The 23,701-nt window shown below is 61.7% G+C and carries 21 protein-coding genes; 14 read left to right on the top strand and 7 right to left on the bottom strand.

What is annotated here, in order from left to right:
* The first annotated feature begins 89 nt into the window (after positions 1 to 89).
* Together GT019_RS11780 and GT019_RS11775 are read left to right on the top strand one after the other, a co-directional pair.
* Positions 90 to 1,571, top strand: a complete 1,482-nt coding sequence (locus GT019_RS11780; protein WP_161743347.1) for an amidase — start codon at positions 90 to 92, stop codon at positions 1,569 to 1,571.
* Complete coding sequence (locus GT019_RS11775) at positions 1,568 to 2,308, top strand: 5-oxoprolinase subunit PxpA (protein ID WP_201755353.1); 741 nt, start codon at positions 1,568 to 1,570, stop codon at positions 2,306 to 2,308. Before GT019_RS11780 ends, GT019_RS11775 begins: the two co-directional genes overlap by 4 nt.
* A gap of 38 nt (positions 2,309 to 2,346) precedes the next feature.
* Here the strand turns inward: GT019_RS11775 and GT019_RS11770 are convergent, their stop codons facing one another.
* Together GT019_RS11770 and GT019_RS11765 are read right to left on the bottom strand one after the other, a co-directional pair.
* Positions 2,347 to 2,568: a hypothetical protein gene (locus GT019_RS11770; protein WP_161743346.1), complete on the bottom strand. Its 222-nt coding sequence runs from the start codon at positions 2,566 to 2,568 to the stop codon at positions 2,347 to 2,349.
* Positions 2,569 to 2,707: 139 nt separating this feature from the next.
* Positions 2,708 to 4,138, bottom strand: coding sequence for a sulfatase family protein (locus GT019_RS11765; RefSeq protein WP_161743345.1), 1,431 nt, complete (start codon positions 4,136 to 4,138; stop codon positions 2,708 to 2,710).
* A gap of 227 nt (positions 4,139 to 4,365) precedes the next feature.
* Between GT019_RS11765 and GT019_RS11760 the strand changes: the two genes are divergently transcribed.
* From GT019_RS11760 to GT019_RS11730, 7 genes are all read left to right on the top strand, one after another.
* A complete protein-coding gene (locus GT019_RS11760) occupies positions 4,366 to 6,084 on the top strand; it encodes a cache domain-containing sensor histidine kinase (protein ID WP_161743344.1) in 1,719 nt (572 codons plus the stop codon).
* Positions 6,085 to 6,088: 4 nt separating this feature from the next.
* Complete coding sequence (locus GT019_RS11755; protein WP_161743343.1) at positions 6,089 to 7,645, top strand: response regulator transcription factor; 1,557 nt, start codon at positions 6,089 to 6,091, stop codon at positions 7,643 to 7,645.
* Positions 7,646 to 7,753: 108 nt separating this feature from the next.
* Positions 7,754 to 9,208 carry an ABC transporter substrate-binding protein gene (locus GT019_RS11750; RefSeq protein ID WP_161743342.1) on the top strand — a complete coding sequence of 485 codons (1,455 nt, stop codon included), beginning with the start codon at positions 7,754 to 7,756 and terminating at the stop codon, positions 9,206 to 9,208.
* Positions 9,209 to 9,445: 237 nt separating this feature from the next.
* Complete coding sequence (locus tag GT019_RS11745) at positions 9,446 to 10,324, top strand: carbohydrate ABC transporter permease (RefSeq protein ID WP_161743341.1); 879 nt, start codon at positions 9,446 to 9,448, stop codon at positions 10,322 to 10,324.
* A complete protein-coding gene (locus GT019_RS11740; RefSeq protein ID WP_161743340.1) occupies positions 10,324 to 11,151 on the top strand; it encodes a carbohydrate ABC transporter permease in 828 nt (275 codons plus the stop codon). The genes GT019_RS11745 and GT019_RS11740 overlap by 1 nt, the downstream gene beginning before the upstream one ends.
* 611 nt (positions 11,152 to 11,762) lie before the next feature.
* A complete protein-coding gene (locus tag GT019_RS11735; protein ID WP_161743339.1) occupies positions 11,763 to 12,047 on the top strand; it encodes a hypothetical protein in 285 nt (94 codons plus the stop codon).
* A gap of 211 nt (positions 12,048 to 12,258) precedes the next feature.
* Positions 12,259 to 13,353 (top strand): glycoside hydrolase family 99-like domain-containing protein, encoded by a 1,095-nt coding sequence (locus GT019_RS11730; RefSeq protein WP_161743338.1) that lies wholly within the window; start codon positions 12,259 to 12,261, stop codon positions 13,351 to 13,353.
* 66 nt (positions 13,354 to 13,419) lie between these two features.
* On the opposite strand, the gene GT019_RS11725 is transcribed toward GT019_RS11730, so the two are convergent.
* Entirely contained in the window at positions 13,420 to 13,971 is a 552-nt protein-coding gene (locus GT019_RS11725) for a GNAT family N-acetyltransferase (protein WP_161743337.1), read from the bottom strand.
* Between the two features lie 396 nt (positions 13,972 to 14,367).
* Here GT019_RS11725 and GT019_RS11720 point away from each other — a divergent pair, with 396 nt between their 5' ends.
* The 3 genes from GT019_RS11720 to GT019_RS11710 all read left to right on the top strand — a co-directional run bounded on the left by GT019_RS11720 (position 14,368) and on the right by GT019_RS11710 (position 16,448).
* Positions 14,368 to 14,736 carry a MerR family transcriptional regulator gene (locus GT019_RS11720; protein ID WP_161743336.1) on the top strand — a complete coding sequence of 123 codons (369 nt, stop codon included), beginning with the start codon at positions 14,368 to 14,370 and terminating at the stop codon, positions 14,734 to 14,736.
* A 13-nt stretch (positions 14,737 to 14,749) separates the two neighbouring features.
* Complete coding sequence (locus GT019_RS11715) at positions 14,750 to 15,748, top strand: oxidoreductase (RefSeq protein ID WP_161743335.1); 999 nt, start codon at positions 14,750 to 14,752, stop codon at positions 15,746 to 15,748.
* A 274-nt stretch (positions 15,749 to 16,022) separates the two neighbouring features.
* Positions 16,023 to 16,448, top strand: coding sequence for a universal stress protein (locus tag GT019_RS11710; protein WP_161743334.1), 426 nt, complete (start codon positions 16,023 to 16,025; stop codon positions 16,446 to 16,448).
* 137 nt (positions 16,449 to 16,585) lie between these two features.
* Here the strand turns inward: GT019_RS11710 and GT019_RS11705 are convergent, their stop codons facing one another.
* The 4 genes from GT019_RS11705 to GT019_RS11690 form a co-directional block, all read right to left on the bottom strand.
* Positions 16,586 to 17,425 (bottom strand): sugar phosphate isomerase/epimerase family protein, encoded by an 840-nt coding sequence (locus GT019_RS11705; protein ID WP_161743333.1) that lies wholly within the window; start codon positions 17,423 to 17,425, stop codon positions 16,586 to 16,588.
* Between the two features lie 49 nt (positions 17,426 to 17,474).
* On the bottom strand, positions 17,475 to 17,723 hold the full coding sequence (locus GT019_RS11700; RefSeq protein ID WP_161743332.1) for a hypothetical protein: 249 nt from the start codon (positions 17,721 to 17,723) through the stop codon (positions 17,475 to 17,477).
* Between the two features lie 58 nt (positions 17,724 to 17,781).
* A complete protein-coding gene (locus tag GT019_RS11695) occupies positions 17,782 to 18,780 on the bottom strand; it encodes an NAD-dependent epimerase/dehydratase family protein (RefSeq protein WP_161743331.1) in 999 nt (332 codons plus the stop codon).
* Positions 18,781 to 19,344: 564 nt separating this feature from the next.
* Positions 19,345 to 20,640, bottom strand: a complete 1,296-nt coding sequence (locus tag GT019_RS11690; RefSeq protein ID WP_161743330.1) for a ParB/RepB/Spo0J family partition protein — start codon at positions 20,638 to 20,640, stop codon at positions 19,345 to 19,347.
* A 268-nt stretch (positions 20,641 to 20,908) separates the two neighbouring features.
* On the opposite strand from GT019_RS11690, the gene GT019_RS11685 reads away from it, so the two are divergent.
* Together GT019_RS11685 and GT019_RS11680 are read left to right on the top strand one after the other, a co-directional pair.
* Positions 20,909 to 21,787 carry a VOC family protein gene (locus tag GT019_RS11685; protein WP_407945079.1) on the top strand — a complete coding sequence of 293 codons (879 nt, stop codon included), beginning with the start codon at positions 20,909 to 20,911 and terminating at the stop codon, positions 21,785 to 21,787.
* 161 nt (positions 21,788 to 21,948) lie between these two features.
* Positions 21,949 to 23,697 (top strand): ABC transporter ATP-binding protein, encoded by a 1,749-nt coding sequence (locus GT019_RS11680; RefSeq protein WP_161743328.1) that lies wholly within the window; start codon positions 21,949 to 21,951, stop codon positions 23,695 to 23,697.
* Positions 23,698 to 23,701: the final 4 nt, after the last annotated feature.

The raw sequence follows: 23,701 nt of genomic DNA, 5'->3' as shown, positions 1-23,701 counted from the left end.
CTTGCCGCGGAGATTCAGTATCGACATTGTACCATACCGTCCGCGGACGAACATAGAAGCGGACGAACATAGAAACGGGAGTTGATCGCATGAGCGCGTTTTCGTTCAAAGAAGCCACGGTGAGCTCGTTCCATGAAGGATTAAGAACCAAAACGGTCACCGGAACGGCGCTTGCAGGCTGGTATTTGGAGCGCATCGAAGCATTGAACAATCAAGGGCCGAGCCTTCAGGCGGTCGTGACGGTAAGCCCGTTCGCGATGGAGGAAGCCAGGGCGCTGGACGAATATTTCGAACGGACCGGAACGCTCAAAGGTCCGCTGCACGGCGTGCCCGTGCTCGTGAAGGACCAGGCCGAAACGGCGGGCATACGCACCACGTTCGGGTCCCGGGCGTTTGCGGAATACGTGCCGGACCAGGACGCAACGCTGATCAAGCGGCTGCGCGAGGCCGGCGCGATCGTGATCGCCAAGACCAGCATGTGCGATTTCGCGGCGGGCTGGTTTTCGTTCTCGTCCATGACCGACCATACGAAGAACCCGTACGACCTCGATCGCGAATCCGGCGGCTCCAGCGCGGGCACGGGCGCGGGCATCGCCGCGAACTTCGGCTTGATCGGGATCGGCGAGGATACGGGAGGCTCGATCCGGCTGCCCTCGTCCTTCAATAACGTATTCGGCCTTCGGGTTACGACTGGACTCATCAGCCGGAACGGCTTTTCCCCGCTTGTGCATTTCCAGGATACGGCAGGCCCGATCACGCGCACGGTCCAGGATGCCGCGAAGCTCATGGACGTTTTGGTCGGCTTCGACCGCGGCGACGCGTTCACGTCCGCCGCGGGTCTAACCTCGGACGCCGGCCGGTACGAAGCCGCGCTGGACGGAGCCCGCATGCAGCAATATCGCGTCGGCGTCGTTGCCAACGCGTTCGGCCCGGACGCCGATCCCGACAGCGCCCCCGTGAACGATAAGGTTCGCGCGACCGTCGCTTGGCTGAAGGAGCAGGGCGTAGCCGTCGTAGAAGAACTGAACATTCCCGATCTGGATCGTTGGATTGCGGATACCTCGCTGTATGCCGTGCAGTCGAAGAAGGATATCAACGCCTTTCTGGCGAAGCGTCCGAACGCGCCGGTCAAGCATTTCGAGGACATCTACGAGGCGCGGCTGTTCCACCCGATGAACGATCTGTTTCATGACATTCACGAAGGTCCCGCGGAGCCTGAGAACGAGGAAGGCTACTACCGCATGCGGGTGCGCCAAGAGGAATTCCGCCGCGCGCTGCTCTACCTGATGGTGGACAACGACGTCGATTTCCTGCTCTATCCGACCGTTCAGGTCCTGCCGCCGACGCGCGAGGCGCTGCGATCCGGGAAGTGGACGAGTCTGGCGTTTCCGACGAATACGGTCATCGCATCGCAATCGGGGCTTCCGGCCATGTCCGTTCCGGCGGGCTTCGCCGGGCACCTCCCCGTCGGGTTCGAATTGGTCGGCAAGCCGTTCGCGGAGGCGGATCTCTTGCGGTTCGCGCATGATTACGAGCGCCAGGCATCGCCGAGAAAAGAGCCGGCGTTGTGAGGAGCGCGCCGGATCTGAATTGCGATATGGGGGAGAGCTTCGGCATCTACCGTTACGGGGCCGACCGCGAAATGATGCCCTTGATCACCTCCGCCAATGTCGCGTGCGGCTTTCACGGCGGCGATCCCGGCGTGATGCGGGAAACGGTGGCGCTCGCCAAAGCGCATGGCGTTCGCGTCGGCGCGCACATCGGCCTGCCCGACCGGATCGGCTTTGGCCGCAGGTATATGCAGACGTCGCCGCGCGAAGTCTACGAGATGTCGCTCTATCAGCTCGGCGCGCTCGAAGCGTTCCTGCGCGCGGAAAGGATGGCGATGGCGCACGTGAAGCTTCACGGCGCCCTCTACATGATGGCCGCCGAGGATTCGGCGCTGGCCGATGCGTTCGCCGAGGCCGTCCAGGCGTTCAATCCCGCGCTCCGCGTCTACGCGCTGCCGGGGAGCCAGACGGCCGTGCGCGCCTCGCGGCTCGGCCTTCCGGTCGTGCCCGAATACTTCGCCGACCGCCCCTATGTCTCGGGACAGGTGAAAATGTTCGGTTGGACGCCCGAGGAAATCGGTTCGCCGTCCGAGATCGCCTCGCGGACCGCGTCGATGCTGGCGGATTCGGCCTATGCCGATATCGGCACGATCTGCGTCCATAGCGACACCGCCGGCGCCCCGGCGATCATGAGGGCGATTCGCGATCGGCTGCATCGGACATTCGTCGAGGATCCCGCAGGGTCGGAAGCCTACTAATTCGGAGCATGCAAAATAGAGATCTGTCCCGACGGACGCTAGCGTCCGTCGGAATAGATCTCTATTTCCGTTTCTTGCGGCTGAAGAGGCTCCTCTTCGAAGAACAAATCGTTCAACGAGCTAACCGATCCGTCCGCTTCGACCTGGTACACGTCGAGCTTGTCGCCGGCGAAGCTCATCTCGATGCAGCAATTCCAACAGAAGTATTGCCGCGGGCCGATTTTTCCGATATCGATTGAATGGCAATTGATGCATTTCACAGGCAAGCGCTCCTTTTATACGAAACTAGAATAGGCAGTATTCCTATAGTTGCCGGATTCCGTCTCGTATAAACGCGCCGAGCCTCATAGATTGCTAACTTCCGGTTCCCACATGACCCGCGCGGATCGGAGCGCTTCGTTATCGGGCGGAGAGCGTCGCGGTTCTGACGATGCGCCGGTCTTCCGTCCAATGGTCCCGGTACCAGGTGCAGCGCTCGAACGTATCGCCGATCCGGCTCATCCGGCGCGCCAGCAGCTCGCGGAACCGGTCCAGCTCGGCGCCGTAACGCGGATCGCCGGCCAAATCGCGCAGCTGATGCGGATCCGCTTCGTGGTCGAACAGCAATTCCTGCCGGTCGTCACGGTAGATCGCGTAGGTGTACCGTTTGTCCCGCAGCGCCCGCCACTCGTGGCCGTCGGCCCAATCCGCGGTGGCTCCGGTGCCCTGCAGGAACGCCGCCTCCGGCTCCTCGCCGTCCTCGCCGAGCGCGAACGGACTGAGATCCATGTCCTCGGCCTCGTCGGGAACGGGAAGATCGAGCAGGGACAGCACGGTAGGCATGATATCGCAGGTGTTCAGGCAGACGTCGGTCGCCGCTCCCTGCGGGATGCGCGCCGGCTGGCGCACGAGGAACGGCACGCGGACGGCTTCCTCGTAAAAGATGTTTTTCCCCTTTCGGCCGTGGGCGCCGAACAGCTCCCCGTGGTCCGAGGTGAAGACGAACAGCGTGTCGTCCCGAAGCCCCAGCTCGTCCACGGCCGCAAGCAGCCGCCCCGCGTTCCAATCCAGATTCGCCGTCATCGCGTAATAAACCCGGAGCCAATCCGGGATGCGCGCGCGTTCCTCCGGCGACAGCTTGGCCCAATCATCCGCGTGCGGGTCGTTCGCGTCGCTATAGTTCGGCGGCAGCGCGAACGCGGCGTCCTTGAACATATCCAAATACGCCGCGGGCACGTTCTCCGGCTCCCACGGGTCGTGCGGCGTGCCGTAGGACAGGAACAGCGCGAACGGCTGATCGCCGCCCGCCATGCGCGTCATCCGTTCGATGGCCATGTCCGTCTGGCCGTCCGGCTCGTAGCCGTCCATCGGGATTTTCGCCGGACTGTCGGCGTGGTAGTACATGCCGTAATACTCGTGATGGAAGTTATAGGACGCCCAGAAGCCGTCGAAGCCCAGCCTGTGCGTGCCCGGGGGGACGTAGGAGTTGCGGGGCTCGTAATGGTTGCCGAGCTCGCTCGCCCAGAGATGCCATTTGCCGATGTAGGCCGTGTCGTAGCCGTTCTCGTGCAGGACATGCCCGAAGCAGCGGTGGTTCGGATTCATGCGGATCTCGTTGATGACCATGCCGGTGCTGGTCGTGTATTTGCCGGTAAACAGCGACGCCCGGTAAGGCGCGCATACCGGGTGGCCGGATATGGCGTTGTCGAAGCTCATGCTTTCTCCGGCCAGCCGGTCGATGTTCGGGGTATGCGCCCGGCCGTCGCCGGCATAGCCGCAGGCGGACAAGCGCAGCTGGTCGGCGAAGACGTAGACCAGGTTCGGGCCGGGACGGTGCTTGGTGCGTTCCATGATCGGGACCTCCTCCAAGGCGTGAATGTTCGATCGGCGGACATGCGGCAGCGTCCGTTCGTCTATTTTACTTCGGGCCTGCCCGCCGCGACAGACGGATTAAGGAACAAAGGGTGTGGGTAAGGGACATGCGCCGGTGCGGCCTTCCGCATTTTACGCTTGAATATCGACCGCTTTATAGCATAATGGAATCACGTAGCCTACTAACCGAATAGGAGACTTCCCCTATGACATGGCTGACCGCGCATTTGCTGGATCCCATCCGCTCCCGGTTGTTCTACAAGATGCTCATCATCTATTCGCTGCTCACGCTCGTCCCGCTCATCATCGTCAGCTCGACCTTCTATATCCGTTCCAGCCTCGTCATCGAGAAGAAAGCCGCCGAAGAGGCGCAGCAGAAGCTGTCCGGCACCGCGGACAAATTCGACGAGATGCTCTATGCCGTCAAGAGCCAGATGACGCCCGTGAGCGAGAACCTGTTCCTCCAATCGCTCCTCCGCGCCGCGAACAAGGGACGGCAGGACGAGAGCCTGTACGCCTCCGTCGCGGAAATGCTCCAGTCCGAGCTCGCGACCGCCAAGCTGAAGATCGGCGGTTTCGTCAGCGGCATCTACGTGCTCGACAAATCCGGCTTGTTATACGGCACCGATCCGCGTAAGCGCTTGCTTTATCCCGACGCCTATTGGAAAATGCCCTTCGAATTCGACCGCATGCCCGAGTGGGCGTTCTTCAACGACGACCGGCGGATCGCCTGCGTGGTCAAAATCTTCGCCGAAGGCGAGCGGCCGTCCCCGGATTCGGAGACGGGCCGGCTCGTCGTCACGCTCGACGCCGCGTCGCTGCAGTCGATGTTCGCAGCGTTCGCGCCGGAGACGTTCTTTATCACGAATGCCGACAATTTGATCATGAGCGCGTCGGATACGGCCAAGGTCGGTCGGCTGCTCGACATCCGGGAGCCGGTCAAGGGCATCGTCATCCGCCAGAAATCCCGCTATTCGGAGTTCCAATACGTGCTGATCGCAAGCCCCGGCACCGGCGGGCTCATCAAGCAGCAGGCGCTGTTCACCGTCGGCGTCACGCTCGCCGCCTGGCTGGCGATCACGATCGTCACGTACGCGGTGCTGCGGCGGATCACCATCCCGATCCAGCGCCTGACGCGCCTGATGCGCGCCGCGGAGCGGGAGGAATACCAGCTCATCACGGGCATCACGACGAAGGACGAGATCGCGATGCTTTGCAACGGCTTCAACAGCCTCGTCGAACGGACGAGCCACCTCATCGAGACGAACTACAAGAACGAGCTGCTGCTTCGCGAAGCGGAGCTGAAAGCGATCCGGATGTATATCAATCCGCATTTCCTCTACAACACGATGGAGTACATCAGCATCATGTCCCATTCGCCGGAGAAAGCGAAGCATATCCCGAAGATGATCCAGCATTTATCCGGCATCTTCCGCTTCTCGATCACGTCCGGCAACGCGTTCGTCGAGCTCGACACGGAGATGGATTTCGTCCGCAAATACTTGGAGATTCACCGGTACCGCTACGGCGAGCGGCTATCCTACGCGATCGAGCTGCCCGACATGTACCGCAAGATCGCCATTCCGAAGCTGCTGCTGCAGCCGCTGGTGGAGAACGCGGTCGTGCACGGGATCGACCGGCTGCCGGAGGGCGGCACGATCGCGATCGCGGTCAAGGAAGAGCAGTACGAGCTCGTGATCGAGATCGCGAACAGCGCTCAGAACGGGGACTTGGGCGGTCAACCGCCGGTCAACTCCGCCATGCGCGGCGCCAAGGGGCTCGGCTCGGGGATCGAGAACGCGAACGCCAGGCTGCGACTGCATTACGGCAACACTTACGGCGTGAGCTTGATCCGCCTCGACAACGCGACGATCGCGCGGGTCGTCATGCCGATTCAGATCTTGCAGGAAAACGAGGGGGACTGACAGCATGCGCATTATGATCGTGGACGACGAACGCGAAATCGTGGAATTTCTGGCGGGGATGCCGGGCTGGGCGGGCATCGGCTGCGAGGTCGGCTGGACGGCGGCGAACGGGCAGGAAGCGCTGGACCAGCTCGCGGGGCCGCTGCCGGATGTCATCATTACGGATATCCGCATGCCGGTCATGGACGGCATCACGTTCGCGGAGGAGCTGCGGCAGCGTCACCCGGACATTCCGGTCGTGTTCCTGACCGCCTATCACGAGTTCGACTACGCGCGCAAGGCGGTCAAGCTCGGCGTGGCGGATTTTCTGACCAAGCCGTTCCTGCCGGAGGAGCTGATCCGCACGGTGGAATCGCTGCGCTCCCATGAACCGCTGCTGGCCGGCTGGCAGGAGCATGACCGGTTCTTCGAACTGCTCGCGAACGAACAATACGGGGACGATTACAAGCGCCACCGGCTCGCGGAGAACGGGCTGCCGGACGGCGCTTTCCTGCTGCTGTACGCGGAGCTGGACGCGCCGCGGGACGCGGGCGGCGAGCATTTTCCGTTCGCCGCGGCGCATCTGCGGGGCCAGCTCGAGCGGGCCGCGGGCGAAGCCGGGCTCCGGGGCCGGACCTCCTCTTCCGCAAGCGGCATCTATTTGTTCGTGCCGACCGACGGCCTCGCCGGCGGACGCGAGCGGCTGATGGCGTTCGCCAAGGCAACCGCCGAAGGCAGCGGCACGACGCGCGGCCTCTCGTTGTCCGTCGGCATCAGCCAGGCGTTCCCGTCCTTCTGCCAGCTGCCGGAGGCGCTGCGGCAGGTGAAGAAATGCATGGAATACCGCATGCTGCTCGGCAAGAATTCCGTCATCGCCTTCGATGCCATGGAATCGTTCCTGTCGGAGAAGGAGAAAGAAACCGGCTCGTCGCTCGGCCTCATCGCGGACGCGCTGCGCGGCGGCGACGCCGGGGAGATCCGCGCGCTGCTCAAGGATTCGTACCGGAGCATGCTTTCCGTCGGCGCGAGCAAGAAGGACATGCAGCATTTCGCGCTCGGCCTGATCGAGAAGGCGGAGGCGGCGCTGGCGGATGTCGGCCTGAAGCCGTCGCACGGCATGTCGGTCGACATCCGCGAGAAGCTCATTCACGCCGTGCTGCTGACGGACATCATGAAGGAGCTGGAGAAGCAGCTGTTGGCCTATCAGGAATTCATGCGCCTCGAGCTGGCGGATTCGCCGCTGAAGGTGGTCTCCGACGTCAGGCAGCTGATCCGGGAGCGCTATTCGGAGGAGCTGACGCTGCAGACCGTGGCCCAGCGGCTGAACGTCAATTATTCCTATCTCAGCCGCTTGATCAAGAAGGAGACCGGCACGAATTTTACCGACATGCTGTGGGATTTCCGGATCGAGGCGGCCAAGAACAAGCTGCTCCGCGAGGATCTCAAGACGTACGAGGTCGCGTACGCCGTGGGATTCAAGGATACCGCGCATTTCAGCTTCATGTTCAAGAAGAAGGTCGGCGTCTCGCCGAGCGCCTATCGCGCACAAGTCCGGGGCGGGCATGCGCAGGCGGAGGACTGAAGGCGATTCCAGCATAGAAACGGTAAAATGCAGCTATCCTTTACGGCTCATGAAAGCGCTACACTGAAGAGGCAACGTAACCGGAGACGAAAAGAGGGTGTTGGTGCAATGAAACTTAAAGGATGGTCGGCACTGGCAAGCGTGCTGCTGCTGACGACGGTCATGTCGGCATGCGGGAGCTCGAACGACGATAACGGCGGCGCGAACGACGCGGCGGCGAACGGAAATGCCGGCGCGGCGAATAACGGCGGGGCGGCGAGCAATGGCGGCACGACGAACGAGGCGGCGACGAACGGCGCGGCCGCGAACGACGGCGCCGCGAACGCCCCGGCGGACGGCGGCGCGAAGAACGACAAGGAATTCACGATCCGCGTCGGCGCCTGGTTCCTCGACGAGCGCCCGTACATGGTGCAGTTCAAGAAATCCGTGGAAGAGGCGTACGCCAAGCTGTATCCGAAGGCCAAGATCCAGTGGGACGTCGTGCTCGGCGCCACTTATTTCGATAAACTGCGGGCGCAGTTCGCTTCCGGCTCGGCGCCGGACGTCGTGTTCTACCAGAACGTCGACTTCGCGACGGCCGGCAATCTGGCGGATCTCTCCGCCGAGCCTTGGGTCGCCCGCCTGAACGACGGCGGACAGAAGGATTTTCAAACCCATGCCGGCGGCAAAACGTACGGCGTGCCGATGGGACTGTCGATCGGCGGCGGCGTCTGGTACAACAAGAAGATGTTCGCCGACCTCGGCATCACGGCGCCGAAGACGACGCAGGAGCTGTTCGACGCCGCGGAGAAAGTCAAAGCCTCGGGCAAGACGCCGATCACGGTCGGCTTCAAGGACCAATGGACGGCGCAGCTGTTCTACATGAACTGGCTCAATTCCTACGAGCTCGGCGACACGACGCTCAACCGCCAGATCTATGACGGCAAAGTGAAGCTGAACGAGAGCCCGGTCATCCAGAAGGTGTACCAAAACTTCGAGCTGCTGAAAACCAAGGGTTACTTCAACAAGAACGCGATCAGCATCGACTGGCCGCAATCGGGTCAAATGTTCGCCTCCGGCGACGCGGCGATGATCGTGCAGGGGCCGTGGATGCCGGGCGCGAACGCCGACAACATCGCCAAGGGCGGCTTCGACAAGTTCGACATCGGCTTCTTCCCGCTGCCGAACGACGAGGGCCAGGTCGCGATGGGCACGGGCAGCAACGAGGCGCTCGGCGTCAACGCGAAGACGGCGCTCATGCAGGAGTCCAAGGATCTGGTCAACCTGATCACTTCGCCGGAGATCATCAGCCCGTTCATGACCGGCGACGGCGCGCTCACCTCCTTCACGGACGTGACGGTGAAGTACGACGATCCGGCGATGGACGAAGTGCAGGCGGCCGTGAACGACAGCACGGTCATGGCGACGACGCTGCCGAACTACTTGCCGCAGAGCGCCGTCACCAATATGCTCGACACGCTGACGAAAGTCGTCTCCGGCATCAAATTCAACGCGGACGACCTCAAAGCGGCGCAAAGCAGCTTCGACAAGGATAAAGGCACCGTTACGGCGCCGGCGGAATAAACGGCCTGCCTGGCTCTCGGATTCTCGGAAACCGGAGCGTTTGCCGCGCGCGAGCGCTTCGGCCTTCCGGACGCTCGGTGCCATCGCGGCACGCGGTGCCCGGATGCACGTCGGCGGTCACGCCGCGTGCGTCCAGGGCCCGGGCAGCCGGAAAGCCCCATCGCATGTCCCGCCTTCAGCCGCGCTTCCAGCGGCTGAACGCGTTTCTACCAGTAATCAAGAGTAGGTGAGTGCAAAATGAGCTTATCCCGCAAACAATATTGGATCGCCTGCTTGTTCCTGCTGCCGGCGCTGGCCATCTTCGGCCTGTTCTTTTATTTTCCGTTCCTGCAGAGCATCTATTATTCCTTTACCGAGTGGAACGGCATCAAGGCGCCGCGCTTTATCGGCTTCGACAACTACAGGTATTTGTTTCAGGATGCGCAAATGCTCGACGGCATGAAGAACACGCTCAAAATGGTCGTATTCGGCCTGATCGTGCAGAACCCGCTGGCGCTGCTGCTCGCGCTCCTGCTGAATCGGAAATTCCGGACGCGCGGCTTCCTGCGCACCTCCTTTTATTTGCCAGTCATCATCAGCCTCGTCGTCACGTCCATCGTCTGGGGCGAGCTGCTGAAGTACGACGGCTTCATCAACGGCCTGCTTGAGCCGATCATCGGCGAAGCGCATGTTCAGGATTGGCTGGGCACGGTCAGCACGTCCTTCCCGACGATCATGCTGCTCACGCAGTGGCAGGGCATCGGGTATTGCGCCTTGATCTATCTGGCGGGCCTGCAGTCGATTCCGACCGACGTGTACGAAGCCGCGGATATCGAGGGCGCGAAAGGCTTCGCCCTGTTCCGGCACGTCACGTTCCCGATGCTGATGTCGTCGGTGACCATCGTGCTCTTCCTGACGATCGTCGGCGCGCTGCGGCTGTTCGACCTGCCGTTCCTGCTCACCAACGGCGGACCGGGCTCCTCGTCCTACACGCTGTTCCTCGCCGTGTACAATTCCGCCTTCAAGAACCAGAGCTACGGCTACGCGACGGCAGGCGGCATCGTGCTCGCCCTGTTCATCATCGCCGTCACGGTCGTCCAGCTCGGCATTACGCGCAAGAGGGAGGTCGAGCTGTAATGGGCTTGAACAAACGTCCCTCCCTCGCGCTCGAAGCGCTGCTGATCCTGGCTGCGCTGGCGTTCCTGTTCCCGATCTTCTTCCTGCTCGAGATGAGCTTCAAGGAGCCGCGCTACTTCTTCAAGCCGTACGAGCTGCCGCACAGCTTTTATTTCGATTACTACCGGAAGGCCGTGCAGGACATGGACTTCTTCACCGGGCTGACCAACTCCGTGCTCGTCACGGTCGGCGCGCTCGGGTTCGCGATCATCGTGGCGTCGATGTCCGGCTACGTCCTGTCCCGCCGGCAGGAGCGGCTGTTCCGCTATGCGTACCTGTTCTTCCTCTCGGGCATGGTCATCCCGACGGTCGGCTCGCTGATCCCGCTCTTCACGCTGGCGGTCAAAATTCATCTGATGAACACGCGGACGCTGCTCGTCCTGATCTACACGGCCGGCTTCATTCCGTTCGCGTCGTTCCTGTACGCGGCGTTCACGAAGTCGATCCCGCGGGAGCTGGAGGAGTCGGCCAGTCTCGACGGCTGCGGTCCGTTCCGTTTGTTTTGGCGCATCATTTTCCCGCTGCTGCTGCCGGCGACGGGCACGTTCATCATCACGAACGTGTACGGCATCTGGAACGACTTCCTGACGCCGCTCATCTTCCTCAACCAGCCGGAGAAAATGACGCTCATGCCGCAGATCGTGCAGTTCATGTTCAATAAGCAGTCCGTGAACTACGGCCCCGTGTTCGCGGTCAGCGTGCTCGCGGTGCTGCCGCTGGTCGTGCTGTTCGCGTTCACGCAGAAGTACATGCTGAAGGGATTGACCGCCGGGGCCGTGAAAGGGTAGCGGGGCGGAGACATTGGCGCTTCGCTGGGTGGGAACATCGGAAACATCGGAAACATTGGCGCTTCGCTTTAGGGCTCGGCAGCTGCGCTTCATTGCCGGCATTGCCGACGAGCGCTCCCGTGGTGCTCCGCACCAAAGTCGCTCTCGTTCGGCATGCCGGTGCATGTGCTTGGCTTCGCCTTGGCGGAAACATCGGCGCTTCGCTTGAGCGGGCTCGGCAGCTGCGCTTCAGTACCGGCATGGCCGACGAGCGCTCCCGTGGTGCTCCGCACCAAAGTCGCTCTCGTTTGGCATGCCGGTGCATGCGCTTAGCCCTCGCCTTGGCGGAAACATCGGCGCTTCGCTTGAGCGGGCTCGGCAGCTGCGCTTCAGTACCGGCATGGCCGACGAGCGCTCCCGTGGTGCTCCGCACCAAAGTCGCTCTCGTTCGGCATGCCTGTACATGCGCTTGGCCCTCGCCTTGGGTTTGGCCGATGATCGGCCAAAATCCAAAGAGCGACACCTCATGCCGTACATGTCGGCCAACCCGGCCAAAATCACAAAAGAACGGCACTACGTACCGTACTTGTCGGCCAACCCGATCAAAAGCACCAAAGAAAGAACGGCACCTCATGCCGTACATGTCGGCCAACCCGGCCAAACACACCAAAGAACGGCACCTCGTGCCGTACATGTCGGTCAACGCGACCAAAAGCACCAAAGAACGGCACCTCGTGCCGTACATGTCGGTCAACCCGGCCAAAATCACAAAAGAGCGGCATCACGTGCCGTACATGTCGCCCAACCCGGCCAAAATCACAAAAGAGCGGCATCACGTGCCGTACATGTCGGCCAACCCGGCCAAGAGCCGCCTAAGAACGGCCTGCACGGCATTTCTTGACCTAGTGCTGCATTAGGATAGTGCCTTGGCGGCACTTCTCGCCAGAAACCCGTCGGAATGGGAGCAGGAAGGTAACCGATCTGCCTGCCTTCGGCATGCGGGGGTCGATTGATTTCTACGGCTAACCGCTTGCGTCGGCCGTTGCTTGTTCCGCGATGCGGCGCGTTTGCGGCCTATTCGAGCACGACGATATGCATGCAATCAATATGAGGAGGCGGAGAGGAGACATGTCCGAACCGAAGCATCCCTATGAAGTCGCGGTTTATTATTTTCCGCAGTGGCATCCCGATGCCAAGAACGAAGCGATACGAGGCGAAGGATGGACGGAGTGGCCGACTTTGCGCGCGGCGAAGCCGCTTTTTCCCGGGCATGCGCAGCCGAAGGTGCCGCTGTGGGGCGAGCTGGACGAGTCCGATCCGGCGGTCTCGGAGAAGCAGATCGAGGCGGCCGCGGATCATGGCGTGACGTCGTTCATTTATGACTGGTATTGGGACATGGGCGGGGGCGAAGGATCGTTCCTGCACCGCGCCTTGGAGGACGGGTTCCTGCAGGCGGGCAACCGCGACCGGCTGCGCTTCGGCATCATGTGGGCGAACCATAACGAGGTGGCGCGCGAGCGGTTCGACGCGATGACGGATTACTTGATCATCCGCTACTTCAAGGAGCCGAATTTTCTCAAGCTGGACGGAAAGCTTTACTTCTCGATCTATGAATGCCATACGCTCATCAAAGGCTTGGGCGGGATCGAGGAGACGCGCGACGCGCTGGCATCGTTCCGGGCCAAGACGCGGGAAGCGGGCTGCGGGGAGCTGCATGTGAATCTGGTGGAGTGGGGGCTGAACGACCGGCACCGCGAGATCATCGGACCGGACGCTTCGGCGCTCGTTCGCGCGCTCGGCATCGACAGCGTCACTTCGTACGTATGGATTCACCACGCGGAGCCGGATGCCTTCCCGGACGCGCCGTACGAGGACTGCGCGCATGCCGCCGCCGGCATGTGGCCCGCGTTCCGCGACGCTTATCCGGTGCCGTATTACCCGAACGCGACGATGGGCTGGGACCCGGGTCCGCGCTGCGAGCAGGACAAACCGCATGTCCGCGGGGAGTATCCGTATACGCCGATCCTGACCGGCAATACGCCGGAAGCCTTCGAAGCGATGCTGGTTGAGCTGAAGGACTATCTGGACCGCGAGTCCGGCCTCAATAACCGGATGTTCACCATCTACGCTTGGAACGAGTGGACGGAGGGCGGTTATCTGGAACCGGATACGGTGCACGGCATGAAGTATTTGGAGGCCATTCGAACGGTGTTCGGCGCTTGATCGTCAGGTTGCACGCGGATGGTCACGAACGAAAGGACAGCCTCGGCTGTCCTTTTTGCCGTATGATCATGACCGGCCGTCCGGCGGCTGGAATTCGTCCTTCAACAGTCCGTATACATATTCGTCGTGCCGGCGGCCTTGGGCGAAGATCATGCTTCGCAGCGTGCCCTCCAGGCGGAAGCCGAGCTTTTCCTGCAGCTTGGCGGAGCTTTCGTTGAATGCATATACATGCGCGGTCGCTTTCTCGTAGCGCAATTCATGAAAGAAATGGCGAAGCAGCAGCGTCGCCGCCTCCGCCGCGTATCCCTTCCGCCAATGCGGGCGAAAAACGGCCACGCCGTATTTGAACGTGCCGTTCCGCGCATCGCAGGCGTGGGAACCGATGCTTCCGACCAGCTCGCCGTCCAGCGTTTCGATCGCGAGCCGGATATTGTCGCCGTTTTGCGCCAAGAACGCCTGCTGCTCCGCCCATGCTTTCGTGCCGGCTTCCGACCGCGGAAAATACACGGCATCGGCCGAGCGCGCGCCTTCCGTATCCTGATCGTTCGCGTGGAATCCCGCCCAATCCTCCGGCACGATCGCGCGAAGCCTCACCTTTCGCCCTTCCCAATCATTCATCCTCGCCTCCCCCTTTCCAGGATAAGGATAGCATAGCCGGTGAATCCCGCACTAGGCGGCAGTACCTGGATATGCGAATTCGGCGCATTGCCGTCCCAGCGAAATTTTTCCTTGATTCGGGCTCGCAACTAACTCATGCACGCGGTAACGCACAAGCTGCTGGACATCGCCGTCATGGCGCTGCTTGCGATTAAGCCGAACGGACGATGCGCAACCCTGTCCGAATGTTCTGCTCAAGACCGTGTTCCCGTTTCGGGAATCCGGTCTTTTTTGGGCTTGCTTCGGGAATCGTAATACAAAAATGCGCGCAGCGGGCTTGACCTTAACCAAGGTTCAGGTATTACGATACTTGAGCAGGCCAGGCCGGGCTGCCGCCCAAGAAGGGGAGAACAGAAGATGGAAATCACGTACGCAATTGCGGATATTTCGGCCGAAACGGGACTCAGCATCGACGTCATCCGCTACTACGAGCGAATCGGCCTGCTCCCGGCGGTGAAGCGCAAGGAGAACGGGCATCGCGCCTACTCCAAGTCGGATCTTGCCCGGTTTACCTTCGTGAAGCATCTGAAACGGACTCAGATGCCGCTCAAGGAAATCGAGCGGTACATCCGCTTCTACAACGAGGAGAATTACGAAGCCTGCTACCGCGTGCTTCAAGAGCATAAGCTCAGCATCGAGCGGCAGATCGCGGAATTGACGGGATCGCTCGGCATGATGAATTACAAGCTCGAGAATTACCGGCAGTTGATTCAATTACAAGATTAAGGAGCGATCATACATGGAAACTGCAATTCAATATACAAGGACGCCCCAAGAACCGATTCCATCAGGCTTCGGGAGCGACACGACGGCCGCGGAAGCGTTGGGAGGCCGCGATCTGAGCGGCAAAATCGCCATCGTCACCGGCGGCTATTCGGGACTCGGGCTGGAAACCGCCCGCGTCCTGGCCGAAGCGGGCGCCACGGTCATCGTGCCCGCGCGCACGCCGGACAAAGCAAGGGCGGCAGTCGCCGCCATTCCGCGCGTCGAGCTGGAGGCGATGGATCTGCTCGATCCCGCATCGATCGACGCGTTCGCGGAGCGTTTCCTCGCGACGGGCCGCCCGCTCGACATCCTCGTGAACAGCGCCGGCATCATGGCCGCTCCGCTGACGAGAGACGCCCGCGGCTACGAGTCGCAGTTCGCGGTCAATCATCTGGGGCATTTTCAGCTGACGGCCAGATTGTGGCCCGCGCTCAAGCAAGCGGGCGGCGCGCGCGTCGTATCCGTGTCCTCGCGGGCGCTTCGATTTGCCGGCGTGAACCTGGAGGATCCGAATTACGAGCACCGGGAATACGAGAAATGGCAGGCGTACGGCCAATCCAAAACGGCGAACGTGCTGTTCGCGGTCGAATTGGACCGGATCGGGTATGCGCATGGCGTCCGGGCGTTCGCGGTTCATCCGGGCACGATAGTAACGGATCTGTCCAGGCATTTGTCCGACGACGAGATGCGGGCGATGGGCGCGCTCGACGAGCAGGGCCGCCGCGTCGCGGTCAATAAGGACGCCGGCTTCAAGTCGGTCGCGGAAGGCGCGGCGACGAGCGTCTGGTGCGCGGCGAACGCGCAGTTGGACGGCCGCGGCGGCGTGTATTGCGAGGATGTGGACATCGCCGCGTTCGCCGGGCCGGACTCGCCTTCGTTCGGCCCGGGCGTCGTGCAGTGGGCGATCGATCCGGTCATCGCGCGGCGGTTGTGGGCATTGAGCGAGGACATGACCGGCGTGACATTCGAGTAAGCCGCGATAGGACGGGCAATTCTAAGGTCAACGTGACGCATCATGCGACCCGACTCGCTAACCGGGAACGCTAATAGCAGCGCCGAGCAACGGGAGTCGAGTCCCGGTATTCGGCGCTGTTTGGCGTGCCGGCGTTATTTTCGGGGCGAGCGTTCATGAATACGGCCAATCTTGGAAATCCTATCGTGGAACGCGAAGCGCACCCGGCAAGTTAACCGGAGCGGCGATTAGACGCGAGTCCGGACGCGGGGACGACAGGAGGTTTTGCGCAAGGATGTTTACTAATATTTTGGTTGCCTACGACGGCTCGAATCTTTCCAAGAAGGCGTTGAACAAGGCTGTCGAGTTCTACAGGCATTCGGAGGAATCGAAGCCGTCGAAGCTGGAAATCCTGCATGTGTTTCAAGATGTGGTCACGAGCGGCCAAGTGTATTTCGTGGTCAACGAGGACTCCATGAAGGAATACGCCGAGAAGCTGCGCGGCGACATCAAGGAATTGGTGCCTCCCGATATCCGCTTGGCGTTTTTTCAGGAGAAGGGAGACCCGGCCCGAACGATTCTCCAGCACGCGGAGAAGCACGGCAACGATCTGATCGTGATGGGCAGCCGCGGTCTCGGCAGGATTCGCGAGGTCGTGCTCGGCAGCGTCAGCCATAACGTGGCTCAGCATTCCAAAGTTCCGGTGCTCATCATCAAGTGACGCCGATGCCCCAAGCAGAAAGAGACGGCCGCGCAGCTTGCTGCATGGCCGTCTCTTTTTCGCGATCATGAAATTCCGCGCTCGGCGCGAACCGGTCGCTCCCGCACGCGCTTCGAGTGCGCCTCAATCGGATTCGATCAATGCGAGGCTTGCAAATAAGGCTCGACGATGCGGCGGACGCGGTTGATGCCTTCCCACATGTCGCCGGGGCCGTCGTAGATCAGCGAGATCGCGCCGTCATAGCGGCCTTCCCGCAGCAGATCTAGGCAGCGGACGTATTCTTCCGTGTCAGGGATGCCGTTCTCGTCGTAGTGCGCCTTGGCATGGATGGACACGGCATAAGGGAGAACGGCGGCCAATTGCTCGTACTTGGTCTCGCCCTTGAAATTGCCGAAATCGTCGACGACGTTCAGCTTGCCGTCGAAAGCCCCGACGATGGCGAGCACGTTGGCGGACGTCGACGTGAGCGGCTTGAAGTTCTCCGTGATGACGCGGACGTTGCTGCTCTGGCCGTATGCGTGCAGCTCCTTCAACGCCTCGATGGAACGGGTGAGGGCCGCTTCGTCGGACGGTTCGCTTTCGCCGGCGACGACGCGTATGTTCTTCGCGCCGGCCTTCGCCGCGATGTCGATCCACTCGCGGATATACGCGATATCCGCTTGCCTGCGCACGTCGTCGGCGCTGGAGATGTCGCCGTAGTCGAGCAGGACGGTGTCGAACGACAAGCCGGCGCTCGCGAACGCGCCGCGCAGCTTGGCCAAATAGTCGTCATCGGTGGACGGGAAATGAAAATGCCCGATTTCGAGCGCGCCGAAGCCTTGTCCGGCCATATAAGCCGGCAGGTCCAGGAGATTCATCAGCTCGGGCTGCGGGGTTTCGGCGAAAACATGCTTCTGCGCGTCCGCATCCCATTGCGTCCAGCGCAGCGGGCCAAGATTGCGGTGCAGGCTCCAGGTGCTAAGGGAAAGATAACTCATATCAGGATCACGCTCCATTGCAGAATAGGGGGCCTTGATTTTAGAAGCTTCAAATAAATCGGCGGCAGGCTTCGCATTTCTTGACCTTCGGATACTCGCGCGCCTCGAAGAAGTCATCCGTAAAGAAGTATTGACCGTTTTTGTTGGCATTATCGATCGCCTTCGCGCTGAAATGCGCGATATCGACGAAGACGCAGCGAGTCGAATGGAGCTTCCGTCCGGTCGTGTCCGCGATGATAAAATAACCGTCCTTGCCTTTGCAAGCTTTGAAATCCTCGGCCGTTTTGATTTCGATCAACGTTCCTCAGCTCCGTCACGATGGATTCGCAAACATCCGACGAACCGAACGTCCGTCTCTACTTCAGGGCAAGCGGCGCGAACGCGTTCCGCTGCGCGGCGATGATCTCGTCTTCCCAGGCGTCGAGATCGGAATTCGGGACCCGGCCTTCCGCGATCATCGCGTCGAATACCATCCGCATGCCGGTCTCCAGCGAGATCGAAGGCGCGAATTCCGGCACGTCCCGCATCAGCTTCTCGGAGCTGTAATACACGTTGTGCGCGAAGATTTCATCGCAGATGCCGATGCGCTCCGCGGCGACGGTTCGCAGCGTATCGAGCGACACGCCGACGAGCTCCACCTCGCGGCCGAGCACCTTCATGGCGAGCTTGTGATGCTGCTCCCAGGTCGTAAAGCCGCGTCCGACGACGTTGTACGATTGGCCGATGCAGTGCGCTTTGCCGAGCACGCCGGCGAACGCTTTGGCCGCGTCGTCCGCGTGCAGGAAGGAATGCAGCGCTTTGCCGTCGCCGCAGACGAGCAGCGGCTTGCCTTTCATGATGCGGTCGATCCAGGAGAAATCCCAGGCGACCTGCCGCAGCATGCCGGGACGCGGGCCGTACGTAGTCGACGGCTTCAGGATCGTGACCGGGAAGCCTTCCCGGTAGTAGGCTTCCATGAGCACGGCGTCGGCTTCGACCTTGCCGCGGCCGTAACCGGTCGTCGGACGGAGCGGATGATCTTCCGATACCGGCAGCCAGTCATAGTCGACGCCGTACGTGCAGACGGTGGAGCATTGCACGAAATGCTTCACGCCGCGGAAAGCGCGCAGGCTGCTCTCGGCATCCTCGCGGTTGAAGCTGATCATGTCGATCGCGGCATCGAATTGCTCCGACTGCATCGTTTGCTCGAAAAGGTCGCGTTCCTGGCGATCGCCGCGAATGACGCGGACGCCCTCCGGCAGCTCGCCGGCGCTTTGCCCGCGGTTGTAGCAGGTGACGTCATGCCCCTGCGCCGACAGGAGCCTCACAATGCTCGTGCTGATCGTGCCCGTACCGCCTAGAATAACGATTCTCATGGTTTCAATCTCCTCGCTTTCGATAGATGAAGGTCAGTCTGATTCCGAAAGGATCGAACAATCGAGCCGCCGATTCGTCCGCATGCGCCCGATCGGCAGGGATTCCGCGCGCATGCAGCAACTTTGAATGAATTCGCTTGCAAATGCGCGATTCCTGCGAAGCAACGGAATTTAATCCGCCGCCCGTGGCATTCGATACCCCGGCCAAAGGCGCGAAAAAGGCCAACCGGCCGTCGGAAGGCACCTTATACGGGGGGCAGGCGAAGTATAAAACCTGTTCCTTGTTTAGGGGCATTTCGCGTTACGGATTGACCTTCGTTTGGGCTGTTTTCGATGCAGGCATGTCGTCGCGCATCGTCGTGCCTCAGGAGGGAGCCGTGCAGCGCGAGACTGCCGGAGGCCATTCAAAACGGAAAACCAGAGTCCTTCGACATTGAAGGCTTCTGGTTTCGTTGTTAACGAGCGTTTTATGAAGACGATGCCGGGCGGCGCGAGCCCACAATCCCCCCGAGCCGCCGCCGAGTGCGCAACGCGCGCATACACGGCGCAAGCCTGATCGCGGAGCTAGCCGTTCGCGCGTGCATCGGCGATCGCTTTGACCTCGCGCCATTGCGCGAGCTGCTGCTCGAGGCCGAAGATGAGGGCGTCCACGCCGGCGACGAAGGCCGCGTGGTCCTGCTGCGGCAAGCTTGCCGCAGCATATGCGCCGAGCGCTTCCGGCGGCAGCGGCCGCACCGCCGCCAGCGAAGCGAGCAGCTGCTGCAGGCTTGCCGCCAGCGGAGCGGCTTCGGGTGCCATCGCCACGGCTTCTCCCGCAGCCGCAGCCGCGGCTCCCGCGGGCCCGCCGGTCTGCAAGCCCGCCGCGGCCGGCGATTCAACAACGGCGTCGGCGTCCACATAGCCTGCCGCTCCCGCACTCGCGGCAGGCGCCGTGCCGCCAAAAACGGCACTCGCGCCGCCTACGGCTTCTGCCGCGCCCGCGGCCGCCGGCTTCGTATGCGCGGCAGATGCGCCGGCGCCTCCGGTCCCGGCGGCGCCACCCGCGCCGCCGGCCGCGGCCGATTCCGCGGCCACGCGCGCCTTCTCCGCTTTGGCCGCCGCCGCGCGTTCCTCCTGCTCCGCCTTCAGCTCGGCGGCCCGCTCGCGCTCCTTCTTGTTCTGCTGCACGGTCGACCAGGTTTGCAGCAGCTCGTAGCCGTTCTTGTAGAGCAGCTTGTCCTTCGTGCCTTCCGAGATGTCCTTGTCCTTGAACAGCTTCACGATCTTCTTCACGTCGCCGACCGGCATTTCGTCCCGCGCCACGATGAGGGCGAGCGGATCGCGGTGCTCGATCGGCAGGTCCTTGATCGGCAGCACCTGGTCCTCCGTCAGCTTGTCCTTGCGGATCTGCGTGCCGCTCACGATCAGCTTCCGGACGGCGTTCCCGAATTTGAGCAGCTCGCATTTGTGCTTGATGTAGCTCTCCGGCTTGCCGAGCTTGCTCGCGAGAAACTTCAGGGAGCTGTTGAATTTCGACGCGTTCATCAGCTTATGGAACGCTTCGGCCTCCTCTATCGGCGAGAAGCCTTCCCGGGTCAGGTTTTCCGCGATCTGCTCCAGATAAATATCCATCTCGTCCGTCGCCGCCGAGACGATGCAGGGGATGGTCGCTTTGTTCAGCAGCTTGCTCGCTTTGTACCGGCGGTTGCCGTAAATGATCTTGTACCGCCCGTTCAGCGTCGAACGCACCTTGATCGGCGACAGCAGGCCGAGCTCTTCGATGCTCTTCATCAGTTCGTCGAGCGCCTCCTGGTCGAACTGGTAACGCGGCTGGTCCGTATCTTCATCGATTAAATCCATGGCGAGTTGAATAATATCCATATGAATGCTCCTATCTTTGCACAAGGTCGTGAAATTCGGCGCAAATGAGTCATCCGTATTATATAACACGAGATTCAATGTGAAAATGACCCCGTAACCGCTTACGGCGAAATTGGGTTCTGCGGCGCGATGTGGTACGATATAGCATAGTGGTTTACGAATACCAGATATTTTCCAATTTTACCTTTGCCGGCGGAGGGCAGCATGCCGTTCCGTCAGGCCGCCATGCTTTCGCGCGTTGCCGCGACGTCACATTTTCGAAGATGAGGTGCTCAGCTTGTCGTATGAAATCGATGCACGAACGGTGATCGGAACCGTGCAGTTGCGCGTTAGCGATCTTCAAAGGTCCGTGGACTTCTATAAGGAAGTCGTCGGCTTGCGCGTCCTTAAGCGGGACGGGGAATGCGCGGCCCTCGGCGTTCCGGGCTCGGAGAAGCCCTTGCTCGCGCTGAGGGAAATCGCGGGCGCGGTTCCGCGGCCCCGCAGGTCGGGAGCGGGTCTGTACCATGTCGCCCTGCTCGTGCCGGACCGCAGATCGCTCGGCCTCGCGCTCCGCAATTTGGTCGCGAGCGGCATCCAAGTCGGGCAATCGGATCATCTCGTCAGCGAAGCGCTGTACATCTCCGACCCCGACAACAACGGCATCGAGATCTACCGGGACCGTCCGCGGGAAGAGTGGCAATGGGACGGGGAAGGCCATGTCCGCATGGCCGTGGATCCCATCGACTGGGACGGCTTGCTGGCCGAGGCGGCGGACGCGCCGTGGACCGGCCTGCCGGCGGGCACGACGGTCGGCCATATTCATCTGCACGTGACGGAGCTGCCGACGACGGAGCATTTCTACGTCGACCTGCTCGGCTTTAACACGGTCGCGCACATGGCGGATTCCGCGATGTTTATTTCCGCCGGCGGCTATCACCACCACATCGGGCTCAACGTGTGGGCAGGCGTCGGAGCGCCCCTTACGCCGGACAGCGCGCCGGGACTCGATTATTTCGAGATCGTCCTCCCGACCGAGGACGAACAGATGACGGTCTTCGGCAGGCTGCAGGCGGCAAGCGTCCCGCTTCGAACGGAACGGGGAACGATCATCGCGCACGACCCTTCCGGCATACAAATTCATATCATCGTACGCGGCCCCGCTTAGGTTCAAACCCGAAGCGAGCCGGCGGCGGCAAAGGTAACGCCTCCAGCAAGCTTGCGCATTGCGGGAGGCTTTTTCGGCGGCCCGAACATGGCGAATTCAACGCGAAACGAAGGCTGGAAAAGCAAGACAACGATATCGGTTATCCGGAAAGGAGCTGCATCATGGCCAACAGGCGAGGACTGCTTGTCTCATTCGTTCGTTCCAAATGGTATATCTACGCTTCCGGCGTTTCGTTCACGCTGGCGGCCAATCTGTTTCAGTCGTATTACCCCAAGGTGCTCGGCCGCTTCACGGACCAGCTGGAGCGGCATGGCCTGACGCAATCGGCCGTGTTCGACGCCAGCATGGCGCTGCTCGTCATCGGCCTCGCGTACGGGGTCCTGGGAGGCATCGGGCAGTTCCACATCATGTACGTCGGCCGGCTGTTCGAGAAATACGCCCGCAAGCGGCTGTTCAAGCATTTTACGAAGCTGGGCGAGCAGTTCTATTCCAAGAACGGCGTCGGCAAGCTGCTCAGCTACGTGATGAACGACGTGACGACGGTGCGCGAATCGATCTCCATGGGCGTCAACCAGACGGCCAACGCGGCGATGCTGATCGTGTCGGCGATCGTGATGATGGTCATCAGCGACATTCCGTTATATCTCATCCTGGTCTGCATCTCGCCGCTGATCGCGATACCGTGGATCGTCGTGAAGCTCGGCCCCGTTATCCGCTCGCGGTCGCATACCGTGCAGGAATCGCTCGGCAAGATGACGGAATCCGCGGAGGAGCAGTTCGGCGGCATCCGGGTGACGAAGAAATTCGCGGTCGAGGATATCATGAACGACCGGTTCGGCGGCTCGGTCGATCGGATCAAGGACAATCAGCTGAAGCTCGTGCGCGTGTCTTCGTTCTTCCAGGCGCTGATTCCTTTCCTCGGCGCGCTGTCCTTAATCATCACGCTGGCGTACGGCGGCTACCTGACGCTGGCGGGCACGCTGTCGCTCGGCAATTTCGTCGCGCTGACGCTCTACGTCCGGATGATGGTCAATCCGCTGCAGGCGATCGGCAACGTCATCAATACGATCCAGCGCTCCCGCGCGTCGCTTGAGCGCGTCAACGATCTCTTGAACAAGGAGCCGGAGATCGTGGAGCACGAGACCGCGGTCGACGTCGACTGGTCGCATGCCCCGCTCAAGGTCAACCATCTGTCGTTCGCGTATCCCGGCGCGACGAAGGAAGCGCTCAAGGACGTCACGCTGACGCTGGAGCCCGGCAAGACGCTCGGCATCATCGGCAAGACGGGCAGCGGCAAGACGACGCTCGTCAAGCTGCTGCTCCGCGTGTTCGATACGCCGCCGGGCAAGATCAATATCGGCGGCACCTCGCTCGACGAGCTGACGCTGGAGAGCCTGCGCAGCGGCATCGCCTACGTGCCGCAGGACGGATTCCTGTTCAGCACGACGATCCGCGACAACATCGCGTTCTTCCGCCGCAGCTCGGAGCTCTCGCTCGTGCAGAAAGCCGCGGAGCAGGCGAAGATCCACGACAGCATCATGACGTTCCCGGACGGCTTCGACACGAAGCTCGGCGAGCGGGGCGTGACGCTCTCCGGCGGCCAGCGGCAGCGGACCGCGCTTGCGCGGGGCATGCTCATGAACGCGCCGATCCTCATACTCGACGACAGCGTCAGCGCCGTCGACGCCGTGACGGAGACGGCCATCATCGAGACGATCCGCAAGGAGCGCCGCGGCAAGACGACGATCCTGATCGCCCACCGGATCAGCGCGCTGAAGCACGCCGACGAGATCATCGTCATGGACGAAGGCCGGATCGTGCAGCGCGGCACGCATGATTCGCTGCTCGCGCAGAACGGCATCTACGCGATGCTGCACGCGATTCAAGAGGAGGGAAGCAGCGTTGGCTAAGACG

The sequence above is a fragment of the Paenibacillus glycinis genome (genome assembly GCF_009909185.1).
Lineage (GTDB): Bacteria > Bacillota > Bacilli > Paenibacillales > Paenibacillaceae > Paenibacillus_Z > Paenibacillus_Z glycinis.
This window is presented reverse-complemented; position numbering and strand designations above follow the sequence as displayed.

Coding starts and splice junctions, on each gene's coding strand:
- GT019_RS11780 (WP_161743347.1), top strand. CDS start 90: ATGAGCGCGTTTTCGTTCAAAGAAGCCACGGTGAGCTCGTTCCATGAA.
- GT019_RS11765 (WP_161743345.1), bottom strand. CDS start 4,138: ATGGAACGCACCAAGCACCGTCCCGGCCCGAACCTGGTCTACGTCTTC.
- GT019_RS11760 (WP_161743344.1), top strand. CDS start 4,366: ATGACATGGCTGACCGCGCATTTGCTGGATCCCATCCGCTCCCGGTTG.
- GT019_RS11755 (WP_161743343.1), top strand. CDS start 6,089: ATGCGCATTATGATCGTGGACGACGAACGCGAAATCGTGGAATTTCTG.
- GT019_RS11750 (WP_161743342.1), top strand. CDS start 7,754: ATGAAACTTAAAGGATGGTCGGCACTGGCAAGCGTGCTGCTGCTGACG.
- GT019_RS11745 (WP_161743341.1), top strand. CDS start 9,446: ATGAGCTTATCCCGCAAACAATATTGGATCGCCTGCTTGTTCCTGCTG.
- GT019_RS11740 (WP_161743340.1), top strand. CDS start 10,324: ATGGGCTTGAACAAACGTCCCTCCCTCGCGCTCGAAGCGCTGCTGATC.
- GT019_RS11735 (WP_161743339.1), top strand. CDS start 11,763: ATGCCGTACATGTCGGCCAACCCGGCCAAACACACCAAAGAACGGCAC.
- GT019_RS11730 (WP_161743338.1), top strand. CDS start 12,259: ATGTCCGAACCGAAGCATCCCTATGAAGTCGCGGTTTATTATTTTCCG.
- GT019_RS11725 (WP_161743337.1), bottom strand. CDS start 13,971: ATGAATGATTGGGAAGGGCGAAAGGTGAGGCTTCGCGCGATCGTGCCG.
- GT019_RS11720 (WP_161743336.1), top strand. CDS start 14,368: ATGGAAATCACGTACGCAATTGCGGATATTTCGGCCGAAACGGGACTC.
- GT019_RS11715 (WP_161743335.1), top strand. CDS start 14,750: ATGGAAACTGCAATTCAATATACAAGGACGCCCCAAGAACCGATTCCA.
- GT019_RS11710 (WP_161743334.1), top strand. CDS start 16,023: ATGTTTACTAATATTTTGGTTGCCTACGACGGCTCGAATCTTTCCAAG.
- GT019_RS11705 (WP_161743333.1), bottom strand. CDS start 17,425: ATGAGTTATCTTTCCCTTAGCACCTGGAGCCTGCACCGCAATCTTGGC.
- GT019_RS11695 (WP_161743331.1), bottom strand. CDS start 18,780: ATGAGAATCGTTATTCTAGGCGGTACGGGCACGATCAGCACGAGCATT.
- GT019_RS11690 (WP_161743330.1), bottom strand. CDS start 20,640: ATGGATATTATTCAACTCGCCATGGATTTAATCGATGAAGATACGGAC.
- GT019_RS11680 (WP_161743328.1), top strand. CDS start 21,949: ATGGCCAACAGGCGAGGACTGCTTGTCTCATTCGTTCGTTCCAAATGG.